Raw genomic sequence first — 14,763 nt, forward strand, 5'->3', positions numbered from 1 at the left:
GATCATCACGTCCGACTGGCGCGGGGATGCGCGCGGCGCGACGCCGAAGCGCTCCATGTCGTAGCGCGGCATGTTCACGTGGATCATCTCGACCGCGCAGCAGGCCAGGCCGAACGTCATCCACCACAGCGAACCGGTGCGCGCCCACTGGAACAGTTCCTCGGTCGAGGTGACGAGGAAACCCTTGTCCGAAACCTCGGCATTGAGGCTTTCGAAAAACGCCTGATCGGGCGCGGTGATGGCAGAGCCGGCGGCAGCGCCGGTTGCAGTCGGAGCGGTGACCATGTTGCTCATTCCCAATCCAGCGCTCCCTTTTTCCAGGCGTAGGCAAACCCGACGACCAGTTCCGCCAGGAACAGCATCATCGTGAACCAGCCGGCCCAGCCCGTTTCCTTCAGGCTGACCGCCCAGGGAAACAGGAACGCCGCTTCCAGATCGAAGATGATGAACAGGATCGCGACCAGGTAGAACCGGACGTCGAACTGGCTGCGCGGGTCCTCGAACGCGGGGAAGCCGCATTCGTACTCGCTGAGCTTCTCCGCGTTGGGATTGTAGGTTCCCGTCAAGCGGGAAACGCCCATCGGCAGGAACACAAAGGCACTGGAAAGCGCGAGAGCGATCCCGAGGAAGATCAGGATCGGCAGATATTGTGACAGATCGACCAAGGGGCTGACTCGCCTAGCTGGTGTTCGCTCCGCGCCCTAGTCCCGACGCCGCCCGCGCGCAAGTGCCGTGCAGCGCCCGCAAGGGCAGTTTCTCCACCCTTTTGGCCTTCCCGTGCCGATTACAGCCCCGTTTCCGGGCCTCCCGCGATCGTATGCGGGGCTTACTTAAGTTGCATCTTCAGGGTGCGCTGCGTCGCGGCACCATAGGGCGGCCGCAACCCTGCCAGCTTCGCAAGATCGACCTTCGGCTGACGATAGACCGCGCGCGCATGGCTGAACGTGCGGAAACCTTCCACGCCATGATAACTGCCCATTCCCGAAGGCCCGATTCCGCCGAACGGCAGGTCATCGGCCGAAACGTGGAAGATCACGTCGTTGACGGTAACGCCGCCCGAGATGGTGCGGGTCAGTACCTTCTCCGCCTCGGCCTTGTCCTGGCCGAAGTAGTACAGCCCCAGCGGACGATCGTGCGCGTTGACGTAATCGATCACCTCGTCGATCGCGCGATAGGTTTTCACCGGCAGGACCGGACCGAAGATTTCCTCCTGCATCACGCGCATGTCGTCGTTGACGTTGCGCAGGATGGTCAGCGGCATCTTGTTGCCGTTGGTGCCGGCGAAGTCCTCGCCGCCCGGATTGACGACGATCGCCTCGGCGCCTTTCTCTCGCGCATCCTCCACAAGCCCCGCCAGACGATCGCGGTGGCGGCGGTTGATGACCGAGGTGTAGTCGTCGTTGGCGAGCAGCGTCGGATACATCGAGCTGACTCCGGCGGCGACCGCGGCGATGGCGCGATCCTCCAGTTCCTCGGGCACCATCATGTAGTCGGGCGCGAGGCATATCTGCCCCGCGTTCATCATCTTGCCCAGCGCCACACGCTCTGCGCTGCGCTGGAGATCGGCGCTGCGGCCGAAGATCGTGGGCGACTTGCCGCCCAGTTCCAGCGTGACCGGCACGAGGTGATCGGCGGCGGCATGGAGCACGTGGCGGCCGATCGGCGTCGCCCCGGTGAACAGCAGATGGTCGAACGGCAGCCCGCAAAACGCCTGCCCGGTTTCCGGCCCGCCCGTGATGACGGCCACTTCCTCTTCCGCGAAATAACGCGGGAACAGTTCCTGCATCAGTTCGGACGTGCGCTCGGTAAACTCCGAAGGCTTGAGCATCGCGCGGTTGCCGGCGGCGAAAGCCTGGGCCAGCGGGGCCATGGTCAGCCCGACCGGGAAGTTCCACGGCGCGACGATGCCGATCACGCCCTTGGGTTCGTAGCGCACTTCCGCCCGCGCACCGAGCAAGTTCAGCGGGAAGTTGACGTGGCGCTTTTCGGGACGCGACCAGCGCTTCATCCGCTTCTGCGAATAGCGCACGATGCTGACCGAGGGCATGATGTCGGTCAGCATGGACTGTTCGTGGCTGCGGTGGCCGAAATCGGCGCTCATCGCCTTGGCGAACGCCTCGCCATGCTCCTTGAGCATGGTGGCGCAACGCTCCAGCCGGTCGTGCCGCACCGAAAGCGCTTCGGGGCGCGCCGCCGTGAAGGCCGTGCGCTGGCGTTCCAGAACGGCCAGCATGTCCGTGCGATTCGTCTCGTTCATCACAATCCCCGTCCCCGAACCGCTTGTGCCGGTCCGATTTATCCGAAGCCCTGGAACAGGAAGACCGGCCAGCCGGCGGCGGCGAGACAGGTTCCGAGCGGCAGGGCCGTTTGGCGCGAGACCTTACGGCCTCCCGCCAGCAAAGCAACCGTTGCGAGAAGCCCGATCACGCTGCCTCCCAGCAGGGTGGCGACCGTCCCCACCGGCCCCAACCACAGGCCGATCGCGCCCAGCAGCAGCGGGTCCCCTCCCCCCATGCCTTCGCGGCCGCGCACCCGGCGATAGTAGGCGGCGATCAGCCAGAGCATGCCGAAGCCTGTCAGCGCGCCCGCGCCGGCCCACAGGACCGGACCGCTATCTTGCTCCACCGCCCCGCGCAGCAGCGCGAGCGCGCCTCCCGAACCGGCGAGCGTGCCCACCAGCGGCAAGGGTAGCCAGAAGTGCCGCAGATCGAGCAACGCCAGCAACAGCAGTTGCCAGCCCAGTATCATTGCAGCCAGCGCGGTGCGATCGGGCATGGCGATGACGGAAACCAGCGCCACCGTCGCGCCGCCCAGTTCGCAGCCAAGCTGCCAGCCACCGATCGCACCGCCGCAGGTCCGGCAGCGCCCCCGCTGCACGAGCCAGGACAACACCGGCACAAGCTCCAGCGGGCCAAGCGTCCGCCCGCAATGATCGCAGGCCGACCGCCCTGTCACGACCGACCGTTCCTCCGGCAACCGCGCCAGCGCCGCGCCCAGGAAGCTCCCGACGATCGCGCCCAGCATCGCCGACGCGGACCAGATCAGCGGCAGGCTGGCATATGCCACGCGTTCGTGACTCCCCCGTCGGCTCGATTGCCATGAGCGCGGCGTGGCAGTATGGCCCCGCCAAGTCCAGCCCCGGCGCGATCGTGGCCACAGGAACCGCCAACGAACCGCAACGGATCGTCAGATGGTTGCCGCCCGCCCGGACCGACCCCATATCCGGGTCTTTCCTGACCCGACCATTGAAGGAGTGTGATCGCCATGGCCCAGTTTTCCGCCGCAGACCCGGTCGTCATCCTGTCTTACGCGCGCACTCCGATGGGTTCGATGCAAGGCGCGCTGTCCGATGCCGCCGCCACCGACCTCGGCGCCACCGCCGTCAAGGCCGCCGTCGAGCGTGCCGGCGTGGCGGGTGACAAGATCGACCGCGTCTACATGGGCTGCGTGCTGCCCGCCGGTCTCGGCCAGGCGCCGGCGCGCCAGGCCGCGATCAAGGCCGGCCTGCCCAAGTCCGTGCAGGCAACCACCGTCAACAAGGTCTGCGGCTCCGGCATGCAGACCGTGATCATGGGCGCCGAGGCGCTGGCTTCCGGCAGCGTCGACGTGATCGTGGCCGGCGGCATGGAAAGCATGACCAACGCGCCATACCTGCTCAAGAAGCACCGTTCGGGCGCGCGCATCGGGCATGATACCGCCTACGATCACATGTTCCTCGATGGCCTGGAAGACGCCTACGAGCCGGGCCGCGCGATGGGCACGTTCGCGCAGGATACCGCCAACGAATACCAGCTGACCCGCGAAGCGCAGGATGGCTACACGATCGAATCGCTGCGCCGCGCGCAGACCGCGATCGCGGAAGGGGCGTTCGTGGACGAAATCGCGCCGGTGACCGTGAAGTCGCGCGGCGGCGATGTCGTGGTCGATACCGACGAACAGCCCGGCAAGGGCCGCCCGGACAAAATTCCGACGCTCAAGCCCGCCTTCGCCAAGGACGGCACGATCACGGCCGCCACCTCCAGCTCGATTTCCGACGGCGCCGCCGCCGTGGTGATCACTCGCCAGAGCGTTGCCGATGCGGAAGGCCTGAAGCCGGTGGCGAAGGTTGTCGCGCTGGCCGCGCACGCGCAGGAACCGAAGGACTTCACGGTCGCCCCGGTCGGCGCGATCAACAAGGTGCTGGAACGGGCCGGCTGGTCGATCGCCGATGTCGATCTGTTCGAAGTGAACGAAGCTTTCGCCTGCGTCGCGATGTTCGCGATGCACGATCTGGGCATCCCGCACGAGAAGATCAACGTGCACGGCGGCGCCACGGCGCTGGGCCATCCGATCGGCGCCAGCGGCACGCGCATCGTCACCACGCTGATCGGCGCGCTGAAGCGCCACGGCAAGACCAAGGGCGTGGCCAGCCTGTGCATCGGCGGCGGCGAAGCCACCGCGCTGGCGATAGAGCTGGTCTGACCCGCAAGAAAATGGCGGGGCGCCGGCGTTACGGTGCCCCTGCCCCCCAGATGGCCGCTTGCTGGGCATAGCCCTTGCGGCCATTAACATCGAACTGGCACCAGCCGGCGCCGCAATCGCCGATCGTGCCCACCACGCCGGGCGCCAGCCGCCACAGCAGCCGGCCCGAGCCGTCGGCCTTTTCGCGCATCTCCGCGACGCCGCCCTTGACCATGCCGGTATGGGCGCGCGCCAGGAACTGGGCGAGCATCCACCCGCGCGAACCGTCCGGGTCCTCCACCAGCCGCCAGCCGCCCATCACGCGCAGCACCTTCATCGGCAACCCCTTGCGCACGTAGGTCCAGTTGATCCGGTATTCCCGGCCGGGGCCGACGCGCATGTTCGATTCATCCTTGCGCAGCGAAACCCAGTATGGCGCGCCGCCATCCTCCGCGCGCACGGCGTGGCTGGAAAGACCGGCGGACACGGCAAGGACGCAGGGCAGGACATACTTCACGGCACGCACGACACGGAAACCCCAGACCAAATCCAACAAAAACTTGCCCGCCATGCGATACAGCATTGGCACGACAGGGCAACCACGCGCTTGACCATCCCTGTCCCGCAGGCATAGCGATACGATCATGCCAACGCACCAGAGCGCCGCCGGCGCGCGCACCGCGCACGAAGCCGTCAAACGCCGGATCGAGGGGAAACCCTCGGTCATCGTCACCCGCCGCCTGCTGCCGGAAACCGAACAGCGGATGCGCGAACTGTTCGACGTGACACTGAACGCCGATGACCGGGCGATGACGCGCGACGAACTCGTCGCCGCGATGCAATCCTGCAATGTGCTGGTGCCGACCGTGACCGACACGATCGACGCCGGGATGATTGCCGAAGCGGGCGACCGGCTGGGCCTGATCGCCAATTTCGGCGCCGGCATCGAACATATCGACCTGGCCGCCGCCCGCGCCCGCAAGATCATCGTGACCAACACGCCCGGCGTCTTCACCGACGATACGGCGGACATGACGCTGGCGCTGATCATTTCCGTCGCGCGGCGGCTCAACCATGGCGGCCGCATCCTGCGCGCCGGCAAGTGGCAAGGCTGGGCGCCATCCACGCTGCTTGGCCACCGGCTCAACGGCAAGACGCTGGGCATCATTGGCATGGGCCGGATCGGGCAGGCCGTGGCGCACCGCGCCCGCGCCTTCGGCCTGCAGGTCGCCTATCACAACCGGCACCGCCTGCCCGAAGCGCTCGAAACCATGCTGGGCGCACGCTACGTCGCCGATCTCGACACCCTGATTGGCGATGCGGACATCCTGTCGCTGCACTGCCCCGCCTCGCCCGAAACGCACCACCTGCTCGATGCCAGGCGGATCGCGCTGATGAAGCCCGAAGCCTACCTCATCAATACCGCGCGCGGGCAGATCGTGGACGAACAGGCGCTGATCGAAGCGCTCGTGGCAGGGCGTATCGGTGGCGCGGGACTCGACGTGTTCGAGCACGAGCCGCAGGTCGATCCGCGCCTCCTGGCGCACCACAACGTAGCGATCCTGCCGCACATGGGCAGCGCCACGTTCGAGGGCCGCATCGCATCGGGCGAAAAGGTCATGGCCAACATCCGCTTCTGGGCCGACGGACATCGCCCGCCCGATCAGGTGCTGGAAGGCTGGGTCTGACGCCGCCGATCCGGCGCCATCGCCTCCTCTGCCTGTACAGGGCCAAGCGCTTCGCCTAGGGGCTTGAACGGACACCGCATAACCGCAAGCGCGGACGGAGGGGCAAGAGTGCGCAAGTTTCTGGCAACGGCCGCGATGGCCGCGACATCGGCCATTCCGGCACTGGCGCAGGCCCAGACCGCCACTACGCTCGATTCCGCCGACAGCGGCGATACCGCCTGGCTTCTCGCGGCTTCGGCGCTGGTGCTGATGATGGCCGCGCCGGGCCTTACCCTGTTCTACGGCGGCCTGGTGCGCGCCAAGGGCTTCCTGGCGGTGATGGTGCAGACCGGCGCAATCATCGCCGTTGCCTCGCTGCTGTGGATCGCCGCTGGCTATACGCTGGCCTTCGGCGAAGTGACCAATGGCTGGATTGGCGCCGGCAATGCCTGGATGCTGCTCAATCTCGGCAATGTGCGCGGCAGCTACGGCGTGCCCGAAAGCGCGTTCGCCCTGTTCCAGATGTGCTTCGCGCTGATCACCCCCGCGCTGATGGTCGGCGCCTGGGTCGATCGCGCGCGGTTCGGCTGGGTCGTCGCCTTTTCGGCGTTGTGGAGCCTGATCGTCTATGCGCCCGTCGCGCACTGGATCTGGGGCGGCGGCTGGCTGGCGACCAAGCTCGGCACGCTGGATTTCGCCGGCGGCATCGTGGTCCACACCACCGCCGGCGTCTCGGCGCTGGTCGTCGCCATGCTGCTGGGCAAGCGCAACGGCTTTCCCAAGTCTCTGATGCTGCCGCACAGCCCGGCGCTGACGTTGGCCGGCGCGGCGCTGCTGTGGGTGGGCTGGTTCGGCTTCAACGGCGGCTCGGCGCTGGCCGCCAACGACGACGCGGCCTCCGCCATCATCAACACCCACGCCGCCGCCAGCGCGGCGGCGCTGGCCTGGCTGCTGATCGAAAAGCTGACCGTGGGCAAACCCACCTCGGTGGGCTTCGCCACCGGCGCGATCGCCGGCCTAGCCACGGTGACGCCGGCCGCCGGCTTCATCGCGCCGGGTGCGGCGATGCTGCTCGGCGTTGCCGCCGCGGCGGTATGCTATCCGATGATCCTGCTTGTGAAGCACAAGCTCCATATCGATGATTCGCTTGACGTTTTCGCAGTGCATGGCGTGGGCGGCATGCTCGGGTCGATCCTGCTCGCGGTGTTCGTCTCGCCGTCGCTGGGCGGCACCGGCTATGCCGATGGCATGGGCATGGCGCGCCAGATCGTCGGGCAGGTCGGCGGCGTGGGCATCGTGGCGATCTGGAGCGCCTTTGCCACCACCATCGCCGCCCTGATGGTCTCGATGGTGATACCGATGCGCGTCACCGAAGACGAGGAACGGGACGGTCTGGACCTGACCAGCCACGGCGAACGGGCGTGGGAAATGGACTGACGGCGGGCGACCCGGCCTTCCCCAGACGTTCGGGTCATCGTCCCGAAATCACCGCCGATGCCGATGTTGCTTCATACCCTGCTGATCGATAACGATTCTTTTACCGGCCATTGATACGTCATCTCCGAAGGAGTGATGTGATGGTCCAGCACAAATTGGCGGACGCCCTTGAGGCGAGGACCGCGCATCGACGCCGCCTGACGCTGTCGGTAGAAGCCAATGTCACCGCAGCGGGTACGCCCGTCGACGCCAGGCTGCTCGACTTGTCGGAACGCGGCTTCCTGCTCGAAAGCGATACCGCGCTGGACGAAGGCGATGTGGTAGACATCGGTCTGCCCGAAACGGCCTCGGCCACCGAGGCGGTCGTCGTGTGGACAGCGGGCACGCGCCACGGCTGCGAATTCGTTACGCCGATCAGCCGCGCCACCGTCAGCGCGCTGCTGCTGCGTTCGCCCGCGCTGCATGGCCAGGTGACGATCCCGGCGGACCAGCGATCGCAGGAAGTGTTCTCGCCCCGCGCGAAGTTGGCGATCTGGATCGGCCTTGCCTTGCTGGCATGGCTGCCGATCATCGTCGCCTTCAGCCTCTGGGGCTGAAGGCGCGGCCGCACCACTTACCCGCGCAAGGTCTTCGGCGTCAGTCCCCCGTCAGGATACGATCGACCAATTGCTTCACGCTGGGCGTGAAGTTGTTCGAATAGAACGGGTCCTGCTTGAAACGATAGGCCGCGTGGCCGGCGAACATGAGGTTCTGATCCACCGGGCCGCCGTGCGCGATGTCCTGCAACGTCTTCTGGATGCAGAAGCTGCGCGGATCGGCGAGCCGGCCGGTGGTATAGTCGTCATGATCCTTCCAGGACGAAAAGCCACAGTGGGAAAGACAGCCCATGCAATCGGCCTGATCCTTGCGGATTTCCTCACGCTCGGCGGGCGTCACGAACACGATGGTATCGTCCGGCGTGCGCAGTGCATCGGTATAGCCCGCACCAAACCAGTTGCGCGCGCGATCGAGATCGGCTGGCGTGACCCAGAAGTTCTTGCCCTTCACCCCGACATCGAGTTGCACGGTGTGTTCGCCCGCCGCGACCTTGGAATAGGGAATCTGGCGTTCCGAACGCGCTTCGAGATTGCGCAGGAAGGGATTGCGCACGGCCGAGCTGTAGAACCCCGTGGGGGAAAAGCGGTGCAGCAGCACGTCGCCCGGTTCCAGCGTGCGCAGATGGTCCTTCCACGCCTGCGGAATGGGGCTTTCGTGCGTCAGCAGCGGCCGCGTGCCGAACTGGAAGGCGATGCTGCCGAGTTCCGGATTGTCGATCCAGTCGTTCCATTCGCGCAGGAACCATACACCGCCGGCCATCACGATCGGCACGTCGTCCGAAACGCCTTCCTTGCGCATCGTATCGCGCAGCGCGGCAACGCGGGGATAGGGATCTTCCGGCGTCAGCGGGTTTTCCGCATTCGACAGGCCATTATGGCCGCCCGCCAGCCACGGGTCTTCGTAGACCACGGCGGCCATCAGATCGGAAACCTTGTGGTAGGCCCGCTTCCACAGCGCGCGAAAGGCGCGCGCGGATGAGACGATCGGCAGATAGTTGACGTTGAACCGCGCCGCGATTTCCGAAAGCTTGTAGGGCATCCCCGCGCCGCAGGTCACGCCGGTAACAAGGCCGCGCGTCTTTTCCAGCACGCCTTCCAGCACCTGCTGCGCACCGCCCATTTCCCACAACACGTTGATGTTGATCGCGCCACGCATGCCGTTGGGGCCGCTGGCGATATCATAGGCGCGCCGCACCTGCTCGACCGCGCCGTCGATCGCGTAGCGGATCAGTTCCTCGTGCCGCTCACGGCGAGTCATGGCGTTGTAAATCTGCGGAATGATCTTGCCTTCGGCGTCATAGCTATCGGCGTTGACGGCGCTGACCGTACCGATTCCGCCCGCAGCCGCCCATGCCCCCGAACTGGCATGATTGGTGGCCGCCACGCCCTTGCCGCCTTCAACCAGCGGCCAGACTTCACGGCCGCCATACAGAATCGGCTTCAACCCCTTGAACGCAGACATAAACCCCTCTCAACGACCCTTCGCGCGCGTGACCTGCCCGGCTTCCAGCCGACACGGCTTTATCTTACCGGGTTCGGGCCGCCTGGGCGCGGCTTCGAACTGTGCATAATAGCCCGCTATTTCGGGCTTACGTTGAAATTCACTCAAGCGGAAGCCCACCGCCTCAAATTCGCAGAACAGAAGCGCCGGCGGCGTTCCGTGCTGTTCGGTCGGCCGGTCCAGATCGACCACGATCACGCGTCCGCCCGGCCGCAGCGCGGGCCAGAGGCGCCACAGGAACGCATAGGGTTCCCCCACTTCGTGATACATGTGGATCAGGAACACGCGGTCGAAACTGTGTTCCGGAATGCGTGGATCGTCGACCGCGCCGGGCTTGATCGACACGTTGTCGAGCCGGTCATGCTCGACGCGCGCGCCCAGCTTGCGCAGCGCCGCCTCGTCGATGTCCTGCGCCAATACGCGCCCCTTGGCGCCGACACGGGCCGCCAGGCGGACGGTGTAATAGCCCTCGCCCGCGCCGATATCGGCCACGGTCATGCCCGGCTGGATCGCGGCCAGGTCCATGACCGTCTGCGCTTCCTTGCGGTTGTCGCGCTCCGCCTCGGTGGTGAAGCCACTGCCGCCCGGTCCCGATACGGGCCTGTCCGCACGCGGGAACGCCCGCGCAGTCGGAGCCCGATCCTCGTCGGACGGCCGCTGGCACGACGCCAGCGCCACGCAGGCCACCCCGATCAGGCCCGCCCGCAGGCCCAGGGCAGCCCGCCTGCTCAATCGTCGTCTTCCACGGCGACCTTTTCGCCGGTCACCTTTTGCGAGAGCGCCGCCGCCATGAACGGATCGAGCGCGCCATCCAGCACGTCCGTGGGATTGGTCGAAACCACACCGGTGCGCAGGTCCTTCACCTGCTGGTAGGGCTGCAACACGTAGGAACGGATCTGGTGGCCCCAGCCGATCTCGGTCTTGGCGGCATATTCGCCGCTCGCCGCCGCCTCGCGCTTGGCCAGTTCGGCTTCGTAGATCCGCGCCTTCAGCATGTTCATCGCGGTCGCGCGGTTCTTGTGCTGCGAACGGTCGTTCTGGCTGGCGACGATGATGCCGGTCGGCACGTGGGTGATGCGCACCGCCGAATCGGTCGTGTTGACGTGCTGCCCGCCCGCGCCCGATGCACGGTAGGTATCGATCTTCAGGTCGGCCGGATTGATATCGACCTCGATGTTGTCGTCGATTTCGGGATAGACCCAGACCGAGCTGAACGAGGTGTGCCGCCGCGCCGAGCTGTCATAGGGGCTGATGCGGACGAGGCGGTGGACGCCGCTTTCCGTCTTCGCATAACCATAGGCATTCTCGCCCTTGATCAGCAGCGTGGCTGACTTGATGCCGGCGGCTTCGCCCGCGTGATAGTCGACCAGATCGACCTTGTAGCCATGCCGTTCGGCCCAGCGCGTGTACATGCGCTGGAGCATTTCCGCCCAGTCCTGGCTTTCGGTGCCGCCGGCGCCGGCGTGGACTTCGAGATAGGCGTTGTTGGCGTCGGCCTCGCCGGCCAGCAATGCCTGCACCTTGTCGTTGTCCGCCCGTTCGGCCAGCGCCGCCAGCGTCGCCAGCCCTTCGTTGATGGTAGCTTCGTCGTCCTCCATCTCGCCCAGTTCGACGAACTCGATCGCGTCGGCCATTTCCTGGCCGATCTGGTTGACTGTGCCGATCGCGGCTTCCAGCCGGCGACGCTCGCGCATCACTTCCTCGGCCTTCTTGGGATCGTCCCACAGCTTCGGGTCTTCGACGCGCGCGTTGAGTTCATCGAGCCGGCGGACGGCGCGATCCCAATCGAGGAACTTGCGCACCAACGCCAGCGACGCTTCGATGCGATCGATATGAGCCTGACCTTCGGCCCGCATGACACCTGAACTCCGTAAATGAGCGGAACCGCTTAGCGAAGCGGCGCGCCAAGTAAAGGCCGGTTATCATTGCCCGGCGCCCGCCTATGCGGGTTATGGCGCTCGAAAAGGGGCCTAGCGGCGCGCGCGCAGGCGCTGCACCGCTTCCAGCGTCAGGCGGACGTGATCGCGATAGTCCATGTCCGAATGCACCAGCACGACCCGGCCATCGCGCCCGATCACGTAGCTGGTGCGCTTGGTCAGCCCGGTGGACGTGCCATCGCGCTTGAGATCGACGTCATAGGCCGCGATCACCTGCGGCGTGGCGGCGGCCACGGCGAACTTGTCGCGGCAGGCTTCGCGCGAAAACTTCTGGAGCGTCGGCAGGTCATCGGCCGACATCCCGACCACGGTGGCCCCGGCGGCACGGAACTGGTCCGTCGCCTCGGCAAAGGCGTGCGCTTCCAGCGTGCAGCCCTGGGTGAAAGCCTTGGGGTAGAAATAGAGCACGACCGGGCCACGGCGCAGCGCCTGGCGCAGGTTGAACTGGAACGTCCGCCCGCCCAGCGCGCCTTGCGCCGCGAAATCGGGCGCGCGCGCCCCTTGCGGCAATTCCGCCTGCGCGGCGAACGGGAGGACAAGGGCGATGGCCGCGGCGGCAGCCTTGATGGAGCGTGGGATCATCCCTCTAATATAGCAGGCTCCGCGCCACGCGGGGAGATGCCAAAACGCGGGCTGCCCGATAGGGCGACGAAGCGGGAACAGGGCCGGGTCAGTAGATCCCGCCCTGTTCCTCCACGAAGCCTTCCTCCCCGCCTTCGGGCGCGGCCGCCGCCCCGTGGCGCGCGGCGCGGGCGCGGCGTAGCGCATCGAGCACGGCTTCCTTGGTCGTCAGTTCTTCCTGGTGGATCGTGCGCCGTGGCTCGGTATCGGGCTTGAACGCCTCCCAGATAACCGACGCCTTGGGTTCATCGTTGTTCGGCATGCCGCCGAACACGCGCTTGCCCGAGACGCGATCGATGCGCACCATACGCACGCCTTCGGGCACCGGGAACGGCACATCGGCCCAGCGCGCGCGGGTGGACTGGACGAACTGCTTGAAGATCGGCGCGGCGATGCGACCGCCCTGCGCATAGCCGCCCAGGCTGCGCGGCTGGTCGTAGCCCATGTACACACCGGCGATGATGTCGGGCGAACCGCCCACGAACCATACGTTCGTCGGCCCGGACGTCGTGCCGGTCTTGCCGAACAGTGGCAGGTTGAGATCGCGCAGCGTCACCGCCGTGCCGCGAATGACCACACCTTCGAGCATGTGGACGACCTGGTAGGCGGTGCGCGCATCCATCACCTGACGGCCCGACGGCTTCAGGCGGGGCATGGGCTTGCCGTCCCACCGCGCCATGTTGCACCCGTCGCACGGCCGGTTGTCGGCGCGCCACACGACCTTGCCGTTGCGGTCCTGCACGAAATCGATCACCGACGGATCGTGCTGGCGCCCATGGTTGGCCAGCGCCGAATAAGCGTTGACCATGCGCAGCACCGTGGTGTCTCCAGCGCCCAGCGCCATCGACAGGAACGGCTTGTAATCGCCGATGCCAACATCGCGGATCGTCTTCACCACGCGATCCATGCCGGTATCGTTGGCAATGCGCACGGTCATCAGGTTGCGCGACTGTTCGAGGCCCCAGCGCATCGTGTGGCTGCCCGAACCGCCTTCGCCACCGAAGTTGCGGAAGCACTTCTGGCCCAGCGCCGCGCCCTGATAGACGCAGAACGTGCCGTCGACGACCATGGAGGCCGGTGTCATCCCGTTATCGAGGCCAGTGGCATAGACGAAAGGCTTGATCGTGGAGCCGGGCTGGCGCTGTGCCTGCGTAGCGCGGTTGAACGAGCCCAGCCGCGCATCGAAACCGCCCTGCATGGCCAGCACGCGCCCGCTCTGCGGGTCTTCGACCACCATGCCGCCCGAGACTTCCGGCACGGTCCGCACCGCCCAGGCATTGCCGTTGGGCGCCACCGTGATCACATCGCCCGGCTTCATCGCCTGCGGCATGCCATAGAGCGGCCCCGTGGTGCCATCGGCAAAGCCGATCTGGCCGCTATCGCCCCTGCGCGAAAGCACCACGCCGACGCGCCAGTCGAGATAGCGGATCGAGAGGTTGCTGGTGATGAGCTGGGTCTGCCAGTTACCATCGGAGAGGTCGATCGTCGCTACCGGTCCGTGCCACGGCCGCCCGCCCGAATAGCGCAGCAGGCCCGCGCGCAACGCGTCCTGTGCCGCCGTCTGCAACTGGGTATCGAGCGAGGTCCGCACCCACAGCCCGCCGGCATAGACGCTGTTGGGGCCATCCTCGGCCTTTTCGCCGAACTTGTCGATCAGCTGGCGGCGCACTTCCTCCAGGAAATAGCCGGCATCGGCGGTGTAGTTCTCCGCCCGCCGCGCCACCAGGCCCAGCGGTTGCGCCTTGGCCTCGTCCGCCTGCGCCTGCGTGGCCCAGCCGTTGCGGACCATCTGGTCCAGCACCCAGTTGCGGCGCGCCACCGCCTCGTCATGGAACTTGGTGCGGCCATACTTCTCCGGCGCCTTGGGCAGGATGGCGAGGAACGCCACCTCGTGCAGCTTCAGATCGCCCACATCCTTGTCGAAATAGGCCCGCGACGCCGCCTGCACGCCGAAGCTCTGGCGGCCCAGCGGGATTTCGTTGAGATAGAGCTCAAGGATCTGCTGCTTGGTCAGCACGCCCTCGATGCGCCGGGCCAGGATCAGTTCCTTGAGCTTGCGCGTGATCGAGTATTCGTCGCCCAGCAGGATGTTCTTGGCGACCTGCTGGGTGATCGTGGACCCGCCCCGCGCGCGCTGGCCGGAGCCGAACTTGGTGGCATAATCGAACACCGCGCCGACGAAGCCGGTGTAATCGATGCCGCCGTGCGTCCAGAACGTCTTGTCCTCTGCCGAAAGGAAGGCGTTGATCAGCGGCTCGGGAAAATCGACGAAGCGCAACTGCACGCGCCGTTCGCGCGCATAGGACGACGCAATCTCGCCATCCGCGCCGCGCACCATCGTGGGCAGCGGCGGCTGATAGGTCAGCAGCTTGTCGGCCGAGGGCAGCCCCCGCGCCACGAACACCCAGACAAGGAAATAGAGCGCGACCAGCGCGCCAAGGGCATAACCCCCGAAACGGAACCACTTCCTTTCGCGCCAGGTTTGGCGGAACCATGCAAACAGCCCCGATGCCTCGCGGCGGATGCGGTAGCTGATGCTCTTCTGGGGCGTATCTTCGGCCATC

At 66.5% G+C, this 14,763-nt stretch carries 13 protein-coding genes and 1 pseudogene (1 of these 14 only partly in view); 4 read left to right on the forward strand and 10 right to left on the reverse strand.

All coding sequences use genetic code 11. The features are described from left to right. The 4 genes and pseudogenes from B3547_RS05475 to B3547_RS05490 all read right to left on the reverse strand — a co-directional run. Window positions 1-294: pseudogene (locus tag B3547_RS05475) on the reverse strand (NADH-quinone oxidoreductase subunit B); it reaches 146 nt to the left of the window's first position. Then, the gene (locus tag B3547_RS05480) at window positions 291-665 is read right to left on the reverse strand and encodes an NADH-quinone oxidoreductase subunit A (protein WP_124807926.1); all 375 of its coding nucleotides are present in this window, start codon (window positions 663-665) and stop codon (window positions 291-293) included. The pseudogene B3547_RS05475 and the gene B3547_RS05480 overlap by 4 nt, the downstream one beginning before the upstream one ends. 161 nt (window positions 666-826) lie before the next feature. Further along, window positions 827-2,257: a coniferyl aldehyde dehydrogenase gene (locus tag B3547_RS05485; protein WP_125955063.1), complete on the reverse strand. Its 1,431-nt coding sequence runs from the start codon at window positions 2,255-2,257 to the stop codon at window positions 827-829. 38 nt (window positions 2,258-2,295) lie between these two features. Then, window positions 2,296-3,066 (reverse strand): prepilin peptidase, encoded by a 771-nt coding sequence (locus B3547_RS05490; protein WP_292960995.1) that lies wholly within the window; start codon window positions 3,064-3,066, stop codon window positions 2,296-2,298. A gap of 198 nt (window positions 3,067-3,264) precedes the next feature. Between B3547_RS05490 and B3547_RS05495 the strand changes: the two genes are divergently transcribed. Beyond that, window positions 3,265-4,461, forward strand: a complete 1,197-nt coding sequence (locus tag B3547_RS05495) for an acetyl-CoA C-acyltransferase (RefSeq protein WP_292960997.1) — start codon at window positions 3,265-3,267, stop codon at window positions 4,459-4,461. A 28-nt stretch (window positions 4,462-4,489) separates the two neighbouring features. Here B3547_RS05495 and B3547_RS05500 read toward each other — a convergent pair whose 3' ends face one another. Beyond that, window positions 4,490-4,993, reverse strand: coding sequence for an SH3 domain-containing protein (locus B3547_RS05500; RefSeq protein ID WP_292960999.1), 504 nt, complete (start codon window positions 4,991-4,993; stop codon window positions 4,490-4,492). A gap of 91 nt (window positions 4,994-5,084) precedes the next feature. On the opposite strand from B3547_RS05500, the gene B3547_RS05505 reads away from it, so the two are divergent. The 3 genes from B3547_RS05505 to B3547_RS05515 all read left to right on the forward strand — a co-directional run bounded on the left by B3547_RS05505 (window position 5,085) and on the right by B3547_RS05515 (window position 8,140). Then, window positions 5,085-6,128 (forward strand): 2-hydroxyacid dehydrogenase, encoded by a 1,044-nt coding sequence (locus tag B3547_RS05505; RefSeq protein ID WP_292961001.1) that lies wholly within the window; start codon window positions 5,085-5,087, stop codon window positions 6,126-6,128. 108 nt (window positions 6,129-6,236) lie between these two features. Beyond that, the gene (locus B3547_RS05510; protein WP_370449657.1) at window positions 6,237-7,544 is read left to right on the forward strand and encodes an ammonium transporter; all 1,308 of its coding nucleotides are present in this window, start codon (window positions 6,237-6,239) and stop codon (window positions 7,542-7,544) included. 140 nt (window positions 7,545-7,684) lie between these two features. Continuing rightward, the gene (locus tag B3547_RS05515) at window positions 7,685-8,140 is read left to right on the forward strand and encodes a PilZ domain-containing protein (RefSeq protein ID WP_194920238.1); all 456 of its coding nucleotides are present in this window, start codon (window positions 7,685-7,687) and stop codon (window positions 8,138-8,140) included. Between the two features lie 40 nt (window positions 8,141-8,180). Here the strand turns inward: B3547_RS05515 and B3547_RS05520 are convergent, their stop codons facing one another. The 5 genes from B3547_RS05520 to B3547_RS05540 all read right to left on the reverse strand — a co-directional run bounded on the left by B3547_RS05520 (window position 8,181) and on the right by B3547_RS05540 (window position 14,762). Continuing rightward, window positions 8,181-9,602, reverse strand: coding sequence for an NAD(P)H-dependent flavin oxidoreductase (locus tag B3547_RS05520; RefSeq protein WP_125955059.1), 1,422 nt, complete (start codon window positions 9,600-9,602; stop codon window positions 8,181-8,183). A gap of 9 nt (window positions 9,603-9,611) precedes the next feature. Continuing rightward, on the reverse strand, window positions 9,612-10,373 hold the full coding sequence (locus B3547_RS05525) for a class I SAM-dependent methyltransferase (RefSeq protein ID WP_292961006.1): 762 nt from the start codon (window positions 10,371-10,373) through the stop codon (window positions 9,612-9,614). Continuing rightward, entirely contained in the window at window positions 10,370-11,497 is a 1,128-nt protein-coding gene (gene prfB / locus B3547_RS05530) for a peptide chain release factor 2 (protein WP_124807934.1), read from the reverse strand. Before prfB ends, B3547_RS05525 begins: the two co-directional genes overlap by 4 nt. 114 nt (window positions 11,498-11,611) lie before the next feature. Beyond that, the gene (locus B3547_RS05535) at window positions 11,612-12,160 is read right to left on the reverse strand and encodes a peroxiredoxin (protein ID WP_124807935.1); all 549 of its coding nucleotides are present in this window, start codon (window positions 12,158-12,160) and stop codon (window positions 11,612-11,614) included. Window positions 12,161-12,248: 88 nt separating this feature from the next. Next, the gene (locus tag B3547_RS05540) at window positions 12,249-14,762 is read right to left on the reverse strand and encodes a penicillin-binding protein 1A (RefSeq protein ID WP_292961012.1); all 2,514 of its coding nucleotides are present in this window, start codon (window positions 14,760-14,762) and stop codon (window positions 12,249-12,251) included. Window position 14,763: the final 1 nt, after the last annotated feature.

It is taken from the genome of Novosphingobium sp. UBA1939 (genome assembly GCF_002336885.1).
Classification (GTDB): domain Bacteria; phylum Pseudomonadota; class Alphaproteobacteria; order Sphingomonadales; family Sphingomonadaceae; genus Novosphingobium.

Coding starts and splice junctions, on each gene's coding strand:
- B3547_RS05520 (WP_125955059.1), bottom strand. CDS start 9,602: ATGTCTGCGTTCAAGGGGTTGAAGCCGATTCTGTATGGCGGCCGTGAA.
- B3547_RS05515 (WP_194920238.1), top strand. CDS start 7,685: ATGGTCCAGCACAAATTGGCGGACGCCCTTGAGGCGAGGACCGCGCAT.
- prfB (WP_124807934.1), bottom strand. CDS start 11,497: ATGCGGGCCGAAGGTCAGGCTCATATCGATCGCATCGAAGCGTCGCTG.
- B3547_RS05540 (WP_292961012.1), bottom strand. CDS start 14,762: ATGGCCGAAGATACGCCCCAGAAGAGCATCAGCTACCGCATCCGCCGC.
- B3547_RS05495 (WP_292960997.1), top strand. CDS start 3,265: ATGGCCCAGTTTTCCGCCGCAGACCCGGTCGTCATCCTGTCTTACGCG.
- B3547_RS05505 (WP_292961001.1), top strand. CDS start 5,085: ATGCCAACGCACCAGAGCGCCGCCGGCGCGCGCACCGCGCACGAAGCC.
- B3547_RS05535 (WP_124807935.1), bottom strand. CDS start 12,160: ATGATCCCACGCTCCATCAAGGCTGCCGCCGCGGCCATCGCCCTTGTC.
- B3547_RS05485 (WP_125955063.1), bottom strand. CDS start 2,257: ATGAACGAGACGAATCGCACGGACATGCTGGCCGTTCTGGAACGCCAG.